The organism is Arthrobacter castelli DSM 16402 (assembly GCF_000430705.1).
In the GTDB taxonomy this organism is placed as follows: domain Bacteria; phylum Actinomycetota; class Actinomycetes; order Actinomycetales; family Micrococcaceae; genus Arthrobacter_C; species Arthrobacter_C castelli.
This window is the reverse complement of the sequence record NZ_AUMN01000007.1, coordinates 40,088-58,684: the sequence shown is the minus strand read 5'-3', so window position 1 is coordinate 58,684 and position 18,597 is coordinate 40,088. Positions and strand designations below refer to the sequence as shown.

The following is an 18,597-nucleotide window of genomic DNA, read 5'->3' as shown; positions in this document are numbered from 1 at the left end:
GGATGGATGACTATGGATGATGAACGGCTCAAAGTAGTGACAGGTGACATCACCGTCCAGGACGTGGATGTGATCGTCAACGCGGCGAACGGCTCGCTGCTCGGCGGCGGTGGAGTGGACGGAGCCATCCATTCGGCCGCGGGGCAGGGGCTGCTGGAAGAATGCAGGACGCTTGGCGGATGCGGCGTCGGCGAAGCCAAAGCGACGGCCGGCTACCAATTGGCCGCCGCTCACGTGATCCACACCGTGGGGCCGGTCTACGGCAGGCACGACGGCGCCGAACCTGACCTACTGGCCGCCTGTTATCGCAACAGCCTGTCCCTGGCCGACGAACTGGGCGCAACCAGCATCGCCTTTCCCGGGATCTCCACCGGGGTGTACGGATACCCGAAGCACGAGGCGGCGGACATCGCCGTCGGAACTATCCGGGAATACTTGCGGTCCCACCCCGGCAGCAGCCTGGCCGACATTCGGCTGGTGGCATTTTCAAAGTCCGATGCGCAGATAATTTCTCCCGCCTTGCTATAGCCGTACGTCGCTGGTCACAGTACGATTAACGCAGGTGTACAGAGGGGGCTGTTGCATGTCATCAAGTCTCGAACCGGCGTCTTCCGGAAAGTCCGTAACACCGTCCCGCGAGGGCCGGCACAAGGCGTCGTCATCGATATTGGCCGGCGTGCCGAAACTCGCTCCGGCAGTTGGGCTGTCGTGTGGCGTGCTGCTTGGGGCCGGACTGTTGTTCCAGGGCCCGCCAGTGCAGCATCAGCCGGCACCGGGTGCGGCCACGACGGTGTCACCGGCCTCAGTAACCGCATCGCCGTCGGTGCACCTCTCCTTCGATCGGACCTCAACGCTCTTCTCCCAGCCCGGGTCAGGCTGGAAGGCCGGCGGCAGCGCCGGGCAGGGCTGGGGCGCCGGGGGCTTTCCCGGGTCAGGCTGGGGAGCTGAAGGTGTTCCCGGGTCGGGCTGGGGCTCCGTTGGCGGATATGGACAACCTGCCAGCGCCGTTAACGGAGACTTGTCCGCCGTCGTCCAATACGCGTATGCGGGACTCGGCCATCCCTATGTGTGGGGAGGCACCAGCTTCGCCAACGGCTGGGACTGCTCGGGGTTTGTGCAGTGGGCCTACGCGCAGGCCGGTATTGCGCTGCCGCGGGTCAGCCAGTGGGAGGCCTTGACGCCGACGACGACGCCGTCCCCGGGAGATCTGGTGACCCAACGCCCGGACGGGCCAAACCACTGGGCGCACGTCGGAATCTACGTGGGCAACGGGATGATGATCAGTGCGCTCAATCCTCAGCAGGGCACGATTTTGCACTCGGTCGGCCCGCCCGGTACGTCGTGGTTCTTCACCACCAACGTGTCCGCCGGTCCAGAGTCTCCCGACTCGTTGCCGGCACCGTGGCAGCCTCCGGTTCAAGCATCCGCGCCCCAGCAAGGCGGGCCACCTGAGGCCCCCACAGTCGGGGACTCCAAGGACCAGAACAACGCGTCTGACCCGAAGCGGGACAAAGATCCAGCCCCCAAGCGGGACGACGAGCCGCGCACGAAACGGGACAGTGCGCCCGCTCCGAAGCATAAGGACACGTCACCCCGGAACGACCCGCCTGCGCAGGCGAGTCTCCGTCCGGCACCGGAACAGGAGCGGACCGGCGGAGGAGACCGGCACGACCGACATGGTGAGAACGACACTCAGCAGGACGAAGACCGGCAGCCGGAGCAGAGTAATGAGTCCCATTTGGATTCGGGTGAGGACGACCGGGGCCAGGAACAGGACCAGGAACAGCACCCGAAGCCGAGTCCCGCCCTGCCCACGGACGGGGCCGATAATCCTGACGACCAGGGGGGCGGCGACAACTCCGATGTCGAGGAAGGCGCCGCCGCCGACAAGTCCGAGACAGACCCCTCTGATACGACCACTCCGACTGAGGAGGATCCACCCGCAACGGAGGAACAGCCGACAGACGAGTCAACGGCCGAGGAGTCTACTGAAGAAGCGTCCTCTGACGATGGGCCGACCAAGTCGGAACAGCCGACGGACGAGTCGAAACTGCCGGAGACGCCAACCGCGACAGACGAGCCTACCCCGGAGCCGACTAATACGGATGCGGAAGCCGAGACAAACGAGCCGACAACGGATTCGCCAAACTCGACCGACGAGCCGACAACCAAGCCGTCACCGGAGGACTCGTCAACGGCTTCGGAGCCCCCAACCGTGAATCCGCTGGCCGCCGTCGAAGCCGCGCAGAGCCAGGTCGGCCAGGCACTGGACCCTGCGGCCTTCATCGAGACCGTGCTCCTCAGCGCCGGATACCAGCCGACTGAGATTCCGGATACGTACCTGAAGCTCGGTAAGTCGGTCGACTCCGTTAATGGGCTGTTTCCCGGGGACCTGCTGTTCTACCCCGCCGCCGAAGACGGGTCCCTGAGGGTGGCTGTCTATGTCGGCGTCGATGAGACGGGCGCCGGCAAGGCCGTGTGGGCCTCCCCGGCCGGAAAAGTGGCAGAATTCACAGTCGCGGAACACGAGGCCGAGCTGGTGCAGGTTAATCGCCTGGAATCGCCGCAGTGACGCTGCTTTCAGGCGCAAGCAGACGGGATCTTACGGACAGATGAGAAGGGACTAATCTTCGGCACATGATCGACTCATATTGGTTCTGTTCTATGGATAGTGAACGGAAACCAACAAAGGAGTCTCACATGTCCATCCCCACCCAGCCCGCAGTTCACCACCTCCCCACCCCCGGCACCGCTCCGATCGATCCCGACCGGTTGCTGTCAGCCAAGAAGGCTTACACCACCCGCTTCGTCTCCGCGACGATCGAGGAGAACCCCGACGACTTCGAGCTGCTGACCGAGGTCGCGCCGCAGGCCGGAGACGTCGTCCTGGCCCGAGTGACCGAGATCGGCCAGCACACCCGGCTGGAGTCTCCGGTGTCGCGGCGCCAGACGATGTTCGTCGGTGACGAGATCCTCGTCGCCTACGGCGACCGCTACGCGCCGGACCAGTTCCACTCCGTCGTCCCCTCCAACCTGGACGACTGCCAGCTGGTTGCCGGCGGCGGACTTGCCTCGCTGGTGCTGGAGCAGCATGCAGACATCAAACCGGCGACGTCGATCTCCCCGGTGGGTCTGTTGGCTCGTGAAGGACGTCCGGTGAATTTGCGGGACGCAGCACCGCACCGCATCCAGCCCACGCAGGAGCAGCCCGGCCGTCCTCCGGTCATCGCGGTGCTGGGCACGTCCATGAACTCCGGCAAGTCCACCACGCTGGGGTGTCTGGTCAAGGGCCTGACATCGGCCGGGCTGAACGTCTCGGCGGGCAAGGCAACCGGCACCGGCGCCGGGAACGACCCTCGGCTCTTCGAGGACAGCGGCGCCACTCACGTGCTGGACTTCACCGATTTTGGGTATCCCACCACGTTCAAGGTCGACTATGAGACGGTCCGTTCGTTGCTGACGAGCATGATCGATGCACTGACCCTGACCACCACGGATGCGGTGGTGATCGAGATCGCCGACGGCGTGTACCAGGGCGAAACGGCCCGGCTGCTGCGCGACCCCGTGTTCCAGCAGGCCGTGGACCATGTGGTGTTCTCGGCTGCCGACTCCCTGGGTGCGGCAGGCGGTCTGCAGGTGCTCGACAAGGCTGGCGTGCACGTGGCAGCCGTTTCCGGGCTGGTCACCGCTTCGCCGCTGGCGGCGCAGGAAGCCTCCGCCGTGCTCACCGCACCGGTCATCAGCACTTTCGATCTGTGCCGGCCCGCTACGGCACTCAGTTTGCTGCCTGCTCGCCACACGGCTCCAGTGGCCGCAGTGGGTGAGTGGAGCCCGACGACGGTGCCTGCCGCAGCTGCGATCGCTGAGGTTCCTTCCGTGGCGGTCCAGGAACGGGCGTAGCCATGTTGCCAAAACTCCTCGCCGGACGGCGCCGGAAGCTGATGGGCCTGTTGGTGCTCTCCGGCGTCGGAATGGCAGCGCTCGCGGGCATCAGCGCGGTGCTGATGACCTGGATGCTCGGATCGGGGGGCCGGTTTCCGCTGCCGGTAACGGTGGGCGGACTGCTGCTGGCCGGGCTTGGTACCGGCGGCTTGCGGGCCGGTGAGCGGATCCTGGCCGAGCGGCTCGGCCAGGACTACATTCACCAGATCCGCGTCGGGCTGGTGGAAGCAGGCCTCGTCGGGGACCGCGGTCCATCGGCCGGTATCACCATTGCCCGGACCACCAACGACCTGTCGAGTGTGCGCAATTGGGTTGCGATGGGAATCTCGCCGTTGGCGGTGGGTATTCCGCTGATCCTGGGCACATCCGTTGCGCTCTGGCTGCTGGCACCGCCGCTGGCCATCGCCGTCGTCGTCCCGCTGGCGCTGATGGCGGCAACGCTGGCCTTGCTGGCTGGCCCTGCCTACCGGCGGGCGCGGGCACTGCGGCGCAAGCGCGGGAAGCTGGCCGCCCATATTGCCGACACGGTTGCCGCTTCGGGCGCCATCCGTTCTGCCGGAGGCGCCGAGCGTGAGGTCAAGCAGGTCAACAAGATCGGTTGGACCGTGGCCAGCGCGGCGGTCAACCGGGCGGTTACCGCAGGGTGGATACGCGGCGCGGCCGCTGCGGCGGCCGCCCTGTCCGGCGCTGCCGTTGCGGTGGTCGGAACCACGCAGGCAGTCCCCACGGCGACGGTCGCCGGCGCTCTCACTATCGTTGGTATTATCGCGGCGCCGGTGTCGGACATGGGCCGGGTGATTGAGTACCGCCAGAACTTCAAGGCCGCACGGCGGATCCTGGGGCCGGCGCTGGCCGCGGGTGCGGTGGCGGAAAGACCCCGGCAGGAACCGCCGGAGCGGATCGGCCCCCGCGACAGCCTGGTCCAGATTTCAGGCTTGTCCGGCCGCACCTGCGATGACACGGTGCCGCTCCGGCTGCTGCGCCGCGAGCGCATCGTGGTCCGGTCCACGGACCCCGCGCAGTCGACCGACGTGGTTGAACGCATGCTGGGGCTGCGAACCGATCCGGGTGTGCAGACCATGGTGGCGGGCGTGGACCTGTGCGCCGCATCCGGGCGTGACCGGAGAATGCTTGTCGGATACGCGGCCGCGTCAATGGTGCTGGAGCGTGGCACTATTGCCCGCGCCGTTCGCTACCGCCGCCCTGAGCTGGACGCGGAAGAAGGCAGCGAGGCGCTCGACAAGGCGGGATTGTCCGCTACGGTAGCAGCCCTTCCCGACGGCGAGCGGACGCGCCTGAAGCGCGGTGGCGAGCCCTTGACCATCTCGCAGCGTGCGCGCCTGATGGTGGCCCGGGCTTCGTTGGGGGATCCGCCATTGCTGGTGCTGAACCGGATCGACGCCGAGCTGGACCACGAGGGCAGAGTGATGCTGCGCGAGCTGGTCCGCAGCTATCCCGGAGTCGTCATTCTGGTTCCGGCGACTGCTGAACTGGAACAGGTGGAGGCCGACGTCGACGTACAGGCCGACGCTGCTGCGGGCGCCGTGGCGTCACTGCCGCAGGACGACGAAGCCGAATCCGCCTGACCGATGAGGCTGAGATGCAAAAACCCCCGGTCCGCAGACCGGGGGTTTGGCGAGGCCGGACATCAATCACAATGACGCGGCGTCTCATATGGCGGAGACGGAGGGATTTGAACCCTCGGTGGGCGGAACCCACACTTCATTAGCAGTGAAGCCCATTCGGCCGCTCTGGCACGTCTCCAACGCTGGCATCCAGCGTGCTAAGACTATCTAGAGATGACCAGTGAGGGCAAAACGCCCCGCTACAGCTGACCCGTGGTGGCCTTCCACAGGAATTCGTGGGACGAGGCGTGCAGCCGTGCCGCCTGCCGATTATCGGTTGCCCCGGCGTGGCCGCCTTCGGTCGACTCGTAGAACCACACGTTGGGAATCCCCATCGCCGCCATCCTGCCGGTCATCTTCCGTGCCTGCACCGGACCCACACGATCGTCGCTGGTGGCTGTGTAGATGTACACCGACGGGTAATCCACCCCGTCGCGCAGGTTATGGTACGGCGAAAAGGTGCTGATGAATTGCCACTGCTCTTCGTCGTCTGGATCCCCGTACTCGGCAATCCATGAATAACCGGCAGACAGCTTCGTGTAGCGGCGCATGTCGAGCAGCGGCACCCCGCAGGAGACCGCGCCGAACAGGTGCGGGTATCCGGTGAGCATGTTGCCCACCAGCAGCCCGCCGTTGCTGCGCCCCTCGCAACCCAGATGCTTCCGGGAGGTGACATCCCTCTCGATCAGGTCTTCGGCCACGGCGGCGAAGTCTTCGTAGGCGCGGGGCCGGTTCTCCTGCAGGGCCGCCCGATGCCATCCGGGGCCGTATTCACCCCCGCCGCGGATGTTGGCCACCACGTACACCCCGCCGCGGCGGTTCCCGTCGTCGTCGGGTGCGGTGCGCCGTTCCAGCCAGCTGCGTCCGGTGGCGCCGCTGTAGGCAGGTGTGCGCGGAATCTGGAACCCGCCATATCCGGACAGCAGCGTCGGGTTGGACTCGTCGAGCTCCAGATCCTTGCTACAGACCTGGAAGTACGGCACCCGGGTGCCGTCCCGGGAGGTGGCGAAATGCTGTTCCACCACGTAGTCGTCGGTGTTGAAGTACGACGGCGAGGTCTTCACTTCCGTTGCCGACCCGCCGATGGTGCCGCGGCTGAGTGTGGTGGGGGTGAGGTAGCCGCTGACCACCAGCCAGTAGTCGTTGCCGGCCTCCGGATCCTCATCATCGACCGCGAATGCGTCGACGGCGTGCAGCGGCGGCGCGGTGTCGAGTGCTGCCTCGGACCAGCCGTGCGGTCCCGGCGTCAGCACGCGGACCGCCGACGAGACGTCCTGCAGCAGGTTCAGCAGCAGGTGATCAGCCGCCCAGCTCCACGATTGCAGGGCGGTGTTCTCGTCCGGGGTGAACAACACGGTCAGGTCGCGCCCGCCGGCGAGGAAATCGTCCAGGCCGGCCGCGAGCAGCGACCCGGCCGGATGCGTGGTGCCCTGCAGCTGCCACGTCGTCTGCGGTCGGAACAGGATCCAGTCGCGGTGCAGGTCCACATTGACGTCGTCGGGCACGTCGATGTGCTGCCATCCGCCGTCGGTCATCACGTAGTTGCGCCGGCTGTAGAAATCGACAATGTCCAGGGCAATGTCACGTTCGTAGCCGGGTGTGAGATCGCGGACGAGGATGGCCATCATGTGGTCGTCCTCCACCTCGAAGACCAGCTCGGCGTCGTCCAGGCTCTGGCCGCGGCGCAGCTTGCGGTTGGTGCGCGGATAGGACGACGTCGTCATGGACCCGGGCCCGAAGTCGGTGCCGACGTAAATGGTGTCCCGGTCGACCCAGCTGACGCTGGTCTTGGCGCTGGGCAGGTCGAATCCGCCCTCGACAAAGCTGCGGGATTCGACGTCGAACTCCCGCACCGCCTTCGCGTCCCCGCCGTCGGGGGACAGCGAGATCAAGGCCCGCGCATAATCCGGGCGCAGCAGACTGGCGCCGGCGAAGACCCACTCGGTCTCTTCGACGCGGGCGAGCCGGTCGACGTCGAGCAGCACCTCCCAGTCCGGGTCGGAGCTCTGGTAGCTCTGCCACGTGGTGCGCCGCCACAGTCCCCGCGGGTGTTCCTCGTCCCGCCAGAAGTTGTAGTAGAAGTCGCCGCGCTTGGTGACCATTGGAATCCGGTCGTTGGAATCGAGCACTTCCAGCACGCTGCGTTCGAGGTCCTCGTAGCCGGCCGAGTGCAGCATGTCATCGGTGCGGGCGTTCTGCTCGGCGACCCAGCTGAGTTGTTCATCGCCGTGAATGTCTTCCAACCATTGGAATTCATCGGGCGGGTTATGGTCGACGACGGCGGGTGCGGCGTCAGGGGCAGGGTCGGCGGCAGTGCGGGATTCAGAGACCATACGCCAATCCTGCCACGTGCCGGCACCCGGGGTAACCCACCATGGCTGATCGGGCCGGGACCGCCGGCGGGGCCGGCCGGACAGGTCCCGCCAGCGGCCGGAGGACCGCGCAGGGCCGATAGCCTAGACGCATGGCAAAAGAACGGACCCACAGGATTGCGCTGATCGGCGCTGGTCCCCGCGGCACGTCCGTTCTGGAACGGCTGCTGGCCCATGCCGCTGCGCAGCGGCAGCGCGGACCCGGCGTCGGCCTGCACATCGACCTGATCGACCCGTACCCGCCCGGTGCCGGGCATGTGTGGCGCCCGGGTCAGTCCCGGCACTTTCTGATGAATACGCCGTCGTTGTTTCCCACGTTGTCCCCGGGGACGATGTTTGATGCGGCTCCCGTGGCCGGCCTGAGTTTTGAGCAGTGGCGGCAGCAGCTGCTACAGGGCGGCCCGGACGAGAGGGTCGGGCTCTCGGATGACGATGTGAAGGAACTGGCCGGACTGGATGCAGCCGGGTTCGCCAGCCGTGCGCTGTACGGGCGGTACCTGCGCTGGATGTTTGAATGCCTGGCGGCACACTGCCGCGGCGACGTCAGCCTGACGGTCCATGCCACCGAGGCGGTACGGGTGAACCAGACGGCCGGCGGGCTGGAAATCGAGCTGAACGACGGCCCGGACCTGGTCGCGGACAGCGTGGTGCTGGCCCTGGGGCACCTGCCGGCGGGGTTGCGGCCCGACCAGCAGGCACTGCTGAGTTCCGCGGCAAGGCTTGGCCTGCGCTACCGTCCGCCGGCCATCCCCGCCGACGTCGACTGGTCGGCCTTCCCCGCAGGGGAACCGGTGCTGGCGCGGGGACTGGGGCTGAACTTCTTCGACATGATGATGCAGCTGACCGTGGGTCGTGGCGGCAAGTTCGTCGAATCCGGCGACGGGCCCGACCAGGCGCTGAGGTATGAGCCGTCGGGGGCCGAACCCGTGCTCTATGGCGGCTCCCGGCGCGGCACGCCGTACCGGGCCAAGGCCAACCTGACCACCTACATCCCGCGCCGCGTGAAGCTGCGGTTCTTGACCCCGGAACGTGCCGGACGCTTGGCGGCCAGCGGGATCCAGCCGGCCTTCGACCACGACCTGTGGCCGCTGATGCACCGGGACGCGGTCTGGACGTATTACCAGACCATGGCGCGGGTGCGGCCGTCAGCGTTCCGGCAGGGCCCGGATACCTTCATGCCGCAGCTGGACGAAATCCTTTCCGCCGGAGTCACGGCCGGTGCCGAACCGTGGGAGCGGGTGGCTGACCGGTTGATCGACCAGCACGTGGCGCCGGATGACCAGTTGCACATCCGGCATCTCGCACACCCGTTCTCGCGGCGGCACTTTGAAAGTCCAGCGGACCACGATGCGGCTGTACTCCAGCATCTGGAGGCGGATGCCGCCGGGTCCGCGGCGGGGGAGGATGATCCGCTGAAAATGGCCATCGGCGCGCTGAATGCCGCCCGTTCGGTGGTCAAAACGGTGGTGGCCGACGGCGGTCTCACCGACTCATCCTGGTTGAACGAATTGCGTGGATGGTTCGAACCATTCGTCGAAGGGCTGGCCAGCGGCCCGCCGGCGCTTCGGATCGAACAGATCGCCGCCCTGGCCCGCGCCGGGCTGGTGCACTTCATCGGTCCCGACCCCAAATTCCACATAGATGAACGGACCGGGCTATTCACCGCTTCCTCTCCCTGGGTCCGCGGCGGCGCCGTCGCCGCCGGCCAGATGGTCGAGGCGATGATGCCGGCGAACAACGTGACGGTGAACGTCTCGCCGCTGTTGCGGCAACTGCTCGACGACGGGTTGGCCCGGCCCAAAATGATGGTCTCCATCGAAGAGACGCCGGTGGCCACCAGCGGGCTTGATGTGACGGCACCGCCTTACCGGCTGCGGATGATGAGCGGCCGGCACCATGAGGGCCTCTACGCGCTCGGCTTGCAGCTGTCGTCGGTGCAGTGGGGAACTGCCATTGCGGCACAGGCCGGCGGAAACCCCGAATCCGGAGCGCGAACCCTGAAGGACGCCGATGATATTGCCGCGGATATCATGCGGCGCGCTACTGACGCCGGCGGCTGTTCGATGACCGTCGAATACAGTTGATGGGCCCGGGTGCCGCCCCCGCCGGACGAAAACCCGGGCCCATCAGTTGCTATTTGCCCATCAGCCTCCAAATACACATGACAGATACGCGGTAAGCGCAGCTGCGTATCTGATCCAGGCCCCGATATTCCACCAGTTGTCCGGCGGATCCGGAACAGTACATTGGCCGCCGGAACCTGCCGTCACCTCCAGGGGGATCGACGCCTCGGTGTCCGTCGGGGTGGCCGAGAGCAACAGGGTGGCCGTGCCTGAAGCGTTCGATGGAATATCGACGCTGACGCTGGCAGACCCGTTGGACACGGGTTCCTTGGCGAGGACCTGCGCGGTGCCCGTTGAATCGACGTATTCCACCGTCAACTCGGAGATCTCCGGTGCACCCAGCGAAGCGATGTCCAGGTTCGACACGTCGAAGCTGACCTGCTGGCCGGCCTCGACCGACTCGGGCGCGTTCCGGACGATGATGCCCCGCTTCGAGAAGTCCGGCGAGACCGGGCTGTTGGTCTCCAAGTAGTCGATCCACGCTTCGCGGTCGATCAGACCGGAGTCCTTGGTGTTGGTCCCCTCGGTGAAGACGGTGAAGTTGTCACCTCCCTGGGCCAGGAAGCTGAACGTGCCAATGCGGTAGCCACGCTCAGGGTCCAACGGCTCACCATTGACCGTCACGGACAGGATGCGGTCGCCCTTCGGCCGGTCGGGGTCGAAGGTGTAGGAGACATTCTCGGACAGGCCCAGTGCCAGGAACGGACGCGAAGCGGACTCGGGCTGCCACTGCTGCTCCAGCATCGTCTTGACCTGGGCGCCAGTCAGCGTGGTGGTCCAGAGGTTGTTGACGAACGGCAGCACCGCGTTCGCCTCGGCGTAAGTGATCACACCGTCTGAACCGCCATCGCAGAGATCGCCCTCGGGGCTTGGAACACCTTTCTCGCTGTCACAGAGCTCCGCGCGCAGGCCGCCGGGGTTGGTGACCCCGATTTCCGCGCCGCCCAAATCCTCGGCGCTGAGGGTCTGAAGCAGCGCATCGGCCACCACATGTCCCAGCGCGGATTCGGATCCCCGGTCATCGCGGACACGATTCTCTCCGGTTCCGGAGAACGCCGTCGTAATATCGGCGGTCACTTCACCGACAGGCTGCGAACCAATCTCTTCCGCTTCGGCGAGGGCAGCCTCGACGATGTCGTTTACCTCTTTCACCGCCGGGTAGGTGGCAATCAGGTCCTCCGGTGCGGCATCCGTGCGGGGCACGTTCGCCGCCTCGTAGCTGACAACCTCGCCGGTGGCCGCGTCCACCGTTAGCTGGATCTGGCCGATGAACTCCCCGTAGCTGCCGGTCTGCACCACCGGCCGGGTCTCATTGGCCGATCCGGGAACCGGCGCATCCCACGCGTACTGCTGGTGGGTGTGCCCGGTGAACATCGCGTCAACCAACGGGCTGGTTTCGGTGATGATGCTGGCGAAGGCACCGCCGGCTGCGACCTGCTCCTCCAGGGTGGTGCCGTCGGGCATCCCGGCCGGGGCACCCTCGTGGTAGAGGGCGACCGTGACGTCAGCCAGATCCTGCTCCTCGATCTGCTGGGCCACGCGGTTCACCGCCTCAACCGGATCACCGAAGTCAAGGTCGGCAATCCCGCCGGGGCTCACCAGGCTGGGGGTTTCCTGGGTGACCGCTCCGATGACGGCGACCTTCACTCCGTTGAGGTCGATAATGGCGTACTCATCCATCACCGGGTCGGTGGTGCCGGCCGCATACACGTTGGCTCCCAAATACGGGAAGTCGGCCAGCTCGCCGACCCGGTCCCGCAGGTCCGGCCATCCCTTATCGAATTCGTGGTTGCCCACGGCCGATGCCTTCATGCCCAGGGCATTGAGCACGTCCAGCGTCGGTCGGTCGCCCTGGCTGGAGGAGGCAAACACCGACGCGCCGATGTTGTCCCCGGCCGAGAGCAGGGCCGTCTGCCCGTCGGGGGCATCCTCCTTGAGCTGTTCGATAGTGCCGGCAAAATTCACGGTGTCTGAATCAATCCGACCGTGGAAGTCGTTGATCCCCAGCAGGTTGATTTCAGTCGTCGTGCCGTCGCCCGGCTGTTCAAAGTTCAGTCCAACGAGAATCGGATCATGATCGCTGGACCGGTAGACGTCCGGTGCGTAGTAGTTGGTGACGTTGTAGTTGTACCGGCTGTACTCCATGGCGACGGATTCGACCGAGTTGATGTTCCAGATATCGGCACCGCTGACCATGGCATCTGCCGCCGCGGAGGCGAAGATGTAGTCCAGCGAGCCGACTGCGCCGTCGTAAACGTAGGTATGTTCACCGGTCTTCGCGCCCTGGTTGACGTACCCGGCATCGCGCAGGACCTGGATCGGGTCTTCCATCCGGTAGGAATTGAAATCACCCATCAGGAACACCAGCTCGGTGCCGACCTGCTGCTTGACGGAGTCCGCGAACTCCACCAGTGCCCGGGCCTGTTCGGTCCGCTTGGCGTTCCACGCTCCGGCGCCGTCACCCTGGTCCGAGTTCGGGCCGCCGTCCTCGGGATCGGAGCCCTTCGACTTGAAGTGGTTCGCGATCGCGACGAACGTTGAGGCAGCGCTTCCGCCGACCGGCTTGAACGCCTGAGCCAGCGGTTCCCTGGCATTGGAGAAGGCTTCGCTGCCCAGCAGGATCTGCGATTTGCCGACGGTCTCGACGGCGGCCTTCTTGTAAATGAAGGCAGTGCGGATCACGTCTTCGTTGACTGGCGTCTCGGCCGGCGACTCCACGTAGTCCCACACATCGCCGGCGGCGGCGTTGAGCGCAGCCACCAGATCCGCCAACGCCGCGTCCCGGTCCTTGCCGAACGCGGCCGAGTTTTCGATCTCCGCCAGCGAAACGACTTCGGCGCCCAGGGAGTTGATCGCGGCGACGATCTTGTCCTGCTGCCGCTTGAGATTCTCGTCATTGGCCGCGCCGCGGGCTTCGCAGCCGCCGCTGACGGTGATCGGATTCCCCTGCCGGTCCGTGTAGTACTCACAGCCGGACAGCTCATCACCGGTGGTGGAGAAGTAGTTCAGTACATTGAACGAGGCCAGCTGGATGTCGCCGCCCACCGGCTCGGGGGAGCTGGCGCGGGTATTGCTGAAGCCGGCCGGCTGGACGCTGTCGGCGTTGCCGGGCGTCAGCTGAGTCAGCGGCTGGTACTTCCAGGCCTCGAAGCGGTAATCGAAGATGACGCCGGTTTCGAAGTCCACCGAGGACCCTACCCGTACCGGTTCTTTCATCGTCAGGTACGGCAGCGGCTGGTCCCCGTTCGACATGAAGTCGGTGCTTGCGCCGTCGTCGAGGGTCACCGCCCGTGCGTTGTTGTCGGCCTCCACCTCCAGGGCGCGGTCGCTGCCAGGGGGCGCCACCGCCGTCGGCTGCACCAAAGGCTTAGTGCCGGCAGCCAGCCGGACTTCGCCGTAGCGGTTCAGCTGGTAGTTGCCGGTGACGGTGTATTCGCCCTGCGGCGCCAGCAGCATTCCCTCCAGGTCCTCGCGCCCGGCGCTGGTGGCCGGCAGTGCGGCTGTCGCAGCCTTGACCTCTTCGGCAGCCGTGTCCAGCTGGGTCAGCCCTCCGGCTTTGACCGACAGTTCGGTGAGTCCGTGGTACTCCTTGACGATTCCCTGTACCTGGACGAAATCGCCGATCTGGACGTCAGCGACCGTACCCGGTGAGTAGACGAACAACCCGTGCGAGGCGTCATGGGTGTCGGGGTCGAGGCTGCCGCCGGTTCCGGGCGTCTGGATGTAATACCCGTCGAAGCCACCGGTCGGGTAGACCGCAGTGACCTTGCCCTCGGTGGTGACGGTCTTGCCCTTCACCGGGCTGGCAGAGCCGGTGCCCTGAATGCCGGCGATGGCCATTTCGCCGCCCGGCTGCGGATCGCCGCCGTCGTCGCCGCCATTGTTGCCGCCGTCTGCCGGGTCTCCCGTCACTCCGGCGGCGTTGGTCGGCGTCACCCCTGCGCTCAGCGTGAAGTCGGCGGAATTGTCATCGGTGTCGATGGCATCGGTGCGGTTAATGGACTTCGGGTCGGAATTGCTCGACGGTGCCGGAGCCGGCGCCGTTTCGAACGTGTTGGTCGATCCGTACCCCAGCAGATCCACTACATCCGCGTGGCCGGTGATGGAGCCGGTGCCCAGCGAACCCAGCGCTGTGGCGGTGTCGCTGAGGATCAGCGTGCCGTGCGTTCCGCTGGTATTCAGCGCCGGGTCGATGACGTCGGCAGCCGGCAGTGGAGCCCCCTCGGCGTTGTCACCGTTGTTGGAACTTCCCTGCACCAGATAGTGGCTCTGCGCCGCTATTTCGCCGTCCAGTTCGATGACCGACGTCGGCGCGCTCTCTCCACTGGCCGAGCGGTACTGAATGGACCAGCCGTCCAGGCTGACCGGTTGGTCTGTGGGGTTGTACAGTTCCACGAACTTGTGGGAAAAGGCAGCGTTGCTGCTGCCGGCGTTGGTGTACGCCTCATTAATGACGACGCCGTTACCGTCCGTTGCTGCCGGGGCGGCCGGCTCTTCGGCCGTCGCCGGTAACGCAGCCACCGGTGCTGCGATCAGCCCCACCGACAGCGCAGTTCCCAGCGCAGCCCTCCATGACGAGATACTCATCCGCGATTACTCTCCTTTGAGTGGCCCCAATAAAGCCACGAGTGACACGAACCACCGTGGTGCAGTGGTCCGCTTAAGAACCTACGTGAGGCGTGTGACAAAAACCACACATGCGTTTGAAAAAGTTGTCCTCCTTTCCAGAGGACAGCAGCGGGATGAACAAACCGTTACGAGCCAACAGTTGCTGGGCGAACGGTTGGGGTACGGTCATCACGGAGCGATTCGGCACGTTAATCAGGAGCAGAGTCACGGACAACGACAACAGGTGGGACGGCCATCCCAAGGGCAGCCGGGGATACCGGAACATGCTGTGGGCTCTGCTCTTTGGCGGCGTGGCGACTTTTGCGCAGCTCTATTCGGTCCAGGCCGTGCTGACGGCTATTGCGGCGGATTTCAGTGTCAGCGCCGCAGATGCCGCGCTGGCGGTTTCCGCCTCCACGATTGGTTTGGCTCTCGCGGTCATCCCCTGGTCCTGGGTGGCTGACCGCGCCGGACGCAAACGCACGATGACCGTGGCCATGGCCCTCGCCGTCGCATGCGGGTTGCTGGTGCCCCTGGCGCCGACCTTTGCCGCCATGCTGACATTGCGTTTCCTGCAAGGAGCGGCCCTCGGGGGAATTCCCGCCGTCGCGCTCGTCTACCTCAACGAGGAAGTCCAGAGGATGCACGTCGCCGTGGCCGCCGCGACCTATGTCGCCGGCACCACGATTGGTGGACTGGCCGGCCGGTTGATCGCCGGTCCGGTCGCTGGAGTGCTTGATTGGCGCGCCGGGGTGCTCGCTGCCGGCATCGTGTCCGCACTGGCTGCGGTCGTATTCGTCTGGCTCGCTCCAACTCCACGCGCTTTCCAACCAGCGGTCAGCGGCCGGGGCCCGAACCTGTGGCGAAGAATCCTGATCAACCTGCGGTCGCCGCGCCTGCTCGCGCTCTATGCGCAGGGATTCCTGTTGATGGGCGGGTTCGTGGCCGTCTACAACTACCTCGGCTTCCGGCTCGAATCGCCGCCCTTCAACCTGCCGACGTCGCTGGTCAGCCTGCTGTTCCTGGCGTATTTGGCGGGCACGATCACCTCACGGCTGACGGGCGGGCTGACCGTGCGGCACGGCCGGCTGCCGGTGCTGCTGACCAGTATCCCCGTCCTCCTCGGCGGACTTGGCCTCACCCTGGTGCCGTCTATCCCGGTGATCCTGCTGGGCCTGCTGATTTTCACGGGAGGGTTCTTCGCGGCTCATTCGGTGGCGTCAGGATGGACGCCCAGGTTGGCCCACACCGGAAAGGCCCAAGCGTCCAGCCTGTACAACTTGTCCTACTATGCCGGCTCCAGTCTGCTGGGGTGGGCCGGCGGCCTGTTCCTGGACAGCCTCGGTTGGGCCGGCGTCGTACTCTTTGCTGCCGCATTGGCACTGTTGGCGGCGACGACGGCGGCCGTTTTCTTGCGCCAAGTTCCCGCCACGTAGCACAGGGAACCGGAAGCGGGCGCAGAAAAGCCCGGCCGGATAATCCCGGGCCGGGCAACAGCGGAAGGTGTGGGATTCGAACCCACGAGACGGGGAAACCGCCCACTGGTTTTCAAGACCAGCTCCATCGGCCGCTCGGACAACCTTCCAGATAGTAGTGTGGCATGAAGTATCAGCGTCAGACAAAATACCCTAAGGGAACGACGGCGCTGTGTTGCGCAGTTGCCGCTCGCTAGCTCGACACTGCATGACGCAGCACGACGCTGTAGACGCTGCACGACGCTCAGGAGGTGCCATGAAGGCAGTATACATTCGTGAATCCGGCGGACCGGAGGTTCTGGAGGTGCGGGAAGCGGACGCACCGCAACCAGGGCCCGGGGAAGTCCTGATCGACGTCGTCGCTGCCGGGTTGAACCGCGCGGACGTGCAGCAGCGGCGCGGGCTGTATCCGCCGCCCGATGGAATCTCCGAAGTGCCCGGACTGGAGGTCTCGGGCACGGTCGCTGCCCTGGGTCCCGAAGTGGGCGAGTCGGACTTCGCAGTGGGGGACGCCGTCGTCGCGTTGTTGGCTGGAGGAGGTTACGCCGAGCAGGTGGTGGCCCCGGTCGGTCAGGTGCTTGCGGTCCCCGAAGGTATGGACATTACGACGGCGGCCGCGCTGCCCGAAGTGACCGCAACTGTTTTTTCCAACCTCTTCATCTCGGCTGCCGTGCGTCCGGGAGAGACGGTCCTCATCCACGGAGGGGCAGGCGGGATCGGCACCATGGCCGTCCAACTGGTGAGGGCGTTCGAAGCTCACGCTGCTGTCACCGCCGGTTCCACGGAGAAGCTTGAAGTGGCCGGGATCCTGGGTGCCGAAACAATGATCAACTACCGGTCCCACGATTTCGTCGAAGAGATCCGCAACGCCACCGATGGCCGCGGCGCCGACGTGATTCTCGACGTCGTCGGAGCCAAGTATCTGGACCAGAACGTCGATGCGCTGGCGGTGGCCGGGCGCCTGGTGGTGATTGGCCTGCAGGGAGGCACCAAGGCTGAACTGAACCTGGGCAAGCTGATGAGCAAGCGTGCCGCGATCATTGGCACCACGCTGCGGGCGCGGCCCGTGGAGGAAAAGTCGACGATCATGCAGGCGGTCGGCGAGCATGTCTGGCCACTGATTCGTTCCGGGAAAGTCCGTCCGCAGGTGGACCGGACTTACCCGTTGGAGGATGTTGTCACCGCCCACGATTACTTCGACTCCGGCGAGCATACGGGTAAGGTGCTGATCACCATGCAGTGATCGCGCCAGCTGATAGGGCCAGGACGGAACATGAGATCATGACATCATGAGTGACGAGCACACTGATGGATCGGCTGCCCGCCCAGGTTCCGACGCTGCGGCAGAGAACACCGGCGAGGATCCGCAGTCCAATGTCGCGGGCATGGTCTCCGAGGAATCCGAGGCCGGAGTCGCCGGTGCCGACGTCGAAATCAGCGACTCCGATGAGGGCTCCGAAGCCGGCGAGGGCAAAGGAGGACGTCCTCCCAAACTGCACGAGCTGGTGGACGAGCCGGCCAAGGTGATGCGCATCGGCACCATGATCCGGCAGCTGCTCGAAGAGGTGCGCAGTGCACCTTTGGATGACAAGGCGAGGGGCAGGCTGGTGGAAATCCACGAGCGCTCGGTGCGGGAACTCGAAGACGGGTTGGCCCCGGAACTCGTCGACGAGCTGCACCGGATCAACCTCCCGTTTTCCGACGACGACCGGCCCTCGGACGCCGAACTTCGGGTGGCCCAGGCACAGCTCGTCGGGTGGCTGGAAGGACTCTTCCACGGGATCCAGACCGCCATAGCCGCCCAGCAGATGGCCAACCAGCAGGTCGAGCAGCGGGTGCAGATGCGCCAACTACCGCCGGGGACCATGATTGCTCCCGGGGTCGTCATTGGGGAGAACGGCGAACCCACCCGCGCCGACCCCAACAAGCAGGACGAAGATCGCCACCACCGGCCCGGGCAGTACCTTTAGTGGCTCTTTTCGCCGCAGCCCGGCAGGGCCGAAAAGACGACGCCGAGCTCGGCAAGGGCGTGTGGCGCCGCGCCCACGACCGGTTCCGCCGCGGACTGGACCGGTTCCACCAAATCCTGGAAGGCGTGCAGGACGAACGGTTGCATACCGACCTCGTCCCCGTCGCCAATACCCTCGCCGACCTGCTGCCACGCGTCCGGGCCGTGTGCACTCAGGCGCAGCGGATCGCACCCAGCGCCGACCTGGACGTCCCCTCCAGCGAGGCCGGCTACCTGTCTGAAGTGCACAGAGCCTTGTCCCGGGCGGGCAACGCATTGGCGACGACGGCGGAAGCGGTTGCGATGGCACGGCTCGACGGCGGCAAGGCAAGTATCGACGGCCCCGACACCGGCGCTGGGGCCGCGTTTCAGAGCGTGGAACGCCGCGCCGCCACGGTCACCGCGAGCGTCGAAGAGGCGGAGCGGCTGCTGGTTGGTTAGTCC

Annotated in this window: 11 protein-coding genes and 2 tRNA genes; 9 read left to right on the top strand and 4 right to left on the bottom strand. The window is 65.9% G+C overall.

The window, feature by feature from the left end:
* The first annotated feature begins 6 nt into the window (after positions 1 to 6).
* The 4 genes from H535_RS0109365 to H535_RS24500 all read left to right on the top strand — a co-directional run bounded on the left by H535_RS0109365 (position 7) and on the right by H535_RS24500 (position 5,528).
* Positions 7 to 528, top strand: a complete 522-nt coding sequence (locus H535_RS0109365) for an O-acetyl-ADP-ribose deacetylase (protein ID WP_026819341.1) — start codon at positions 7 to 9, stop codon at positions 526 to 528.
* A 55-nt stretch (positions 529 to 583) separates the two neighbouring features.
* The gene (locus H535_RS27725) at positions 584 to 2,572 is read left to right on the top strand and encodes an NlpC/P60 family protein (RefSeq protein WP_211236566.1); all 1,989 of its coding nucleotides are present in this window, start codon (positions 584 to 586) and stop codon (positions 2,570 to 2,572) included.
* A gap of 128 nt (positions 2,573 to 2,700) precedes the next feature.
* Positions 2,701 to 3,900 (top strand): DUF1611 domain-containing protein, encoded by a 1,200-nt coding sequence (locus H535_RS24505; protein WP_211236565.1) that lies wholly within the window; start codon positions 2,701 to 2,703, stop codon positions 3,898 to 3,900.
* A 2-nt stretch (positions 3,901 to 3,902) separates the two neighbouring features.
* A complete protein-coding gene (locus H535_RS24500) occupies positions 3,903 to 5,528 on the top strand; it encodes an ABC transporter ATP-binding protein (protein WP_051298915.1) in 1,626 nt (541 codons plus the stop codon).
* An 89-nt stretch (positions 5,529 to 5,617) separates the two neighbouring features.
* Here H535_RS24500 and H535_RS0109345 read toward each other — a convergent pair.
* Together H535_RS0109345 and H535_RS0109340 are read right to left on the bottom strand one after the other, a co-directional pair.
* Positions 5,618 to 5,706, bottom strand: a tRNA-Ser gene (locus H535_RS0109345).
* A 61-nt stretch (positions 5,707 to 5,767) separates the two neighbouring features.
* Complete coding sequence (locus H535_RS0109340; RefSeq protein ID WP_026819340.1) at positions 5,768 to 7,900, bottom strand: prolyl oligopeptidase family serine peptidase; 2,133 nt, start codon at positions 7,898 to 7,900, stop codon at positions 5,768 to 5,770.
* A 131-nt stretch (positions 7,901 to 8,031) separates the two neighbouring features.
* Here H535_RS0109340 and H535_RS24495 point away from each other — a divergent pair, with 131 nt between their 5' ends.
* Positions 8,032 to 10,023, top strand: a complete 1,992-nt coding sequence (locus H535_RS24495) for an FAD/NAD(P)-binding protein (RefSeq protein WP_051298914.1) — start codon at positions 8,032 to 8,034, stop codon at positions 10,021 to 10,023.
* A gap of 60 nt (positions 10,024 to 10,083) precedes the next feature.
* Here H535_RS24495 and H535_RS0109330 read toward each other — a convergent pair whose 3' ends face one another.
* Positions 10,084 to 14,649, bottom strand: a complete 4,566-nt coding sequence (locus H535_RS0109330; protein ID WP_026819339.1) for an ExeM/NucH family extracellular endonuclease — start codon at positions 14,647 to 14,649, stop codon at positions 10,084 to 10,086.
* Positions 14,650 to 14,954: 305 nt separating this feature from the next.
* Between H535_RS0109330 and H535_RS0109325 the strand changes: the two genes are divergently transcribed.
* Complete coding sequence (locus H535_RS0109325; protein ID WP_081416575.1) at positions 14,955 to 16,106, top strand: MFS transporter; 1,152 nt, start codon at positions 14,955 to 14,957, stop codon at positions 16,104 to 16,106.
* A gap of 61 nt (positions 16,107 to 16,167) precedes the next feature.
* Here H535_RS0109325 and H535_RS0109320 read toward each other — a convergent pair.
* Positions 16,168 to 16,255 (bottom strand) — tRNA-Ser (locus H535_RS0109320).
* A gap of 146 nt (positions 16,256 to 16,401) precedes the next feature.
* On the opposite strand from H535_RS0109320, the gene H535_RS0109315 reads away from it, so the two are divergent.
* The 3 genes from H535_RS0109315 to H535_RS0109305 are packed head-to-tail and all read left to right on the top strand — an operon-like array spanning position 16,402 to position 18,594.
* Positions 16,402 to 17,388 carry an NAD(P)H-quinone oxidoreductase gene (locus tag H535_RS0109315; RefSeq protein WP_026819337.1) on the top strand — a complete coding sequence of 329 codons (987 nt, stop codon included), beginning with the start codon at positions 16,402 to 16,404 and terminating at the stop codon, positions 17,386 to 17,388.
* 46 nt (positions 17,389 to 17,434) lie between these two features.
* Positions 17,435 to 18,115 carry a bacterial proteasome activator family protein gene (locus H535_RS24490; RefSeq protein WP_281171235.1) on the top strand — a complete coding sequence of 227 codons (681 nt, stop codon included), beginning with the start codon at positions 17,435 to 17,437 and terminating at the stop codon, positions 18,113 to 18,115.
* A complete protein-coding gene (locus tag H535_RS0109305) occupies positions 18,115 to 18,594 on the top strand; it encodes a hypothetical protein (RefSeq protein ID WP_026819336.1) in 480 nt (159 codons plus the stop codon). Before H535_RS24490 ends, H535_RS0109305 begins: the two co-directional genes overlap by 1 nt.
* Positions 18,595 to 18,597 lie beyond the last annotated feature (3 nt).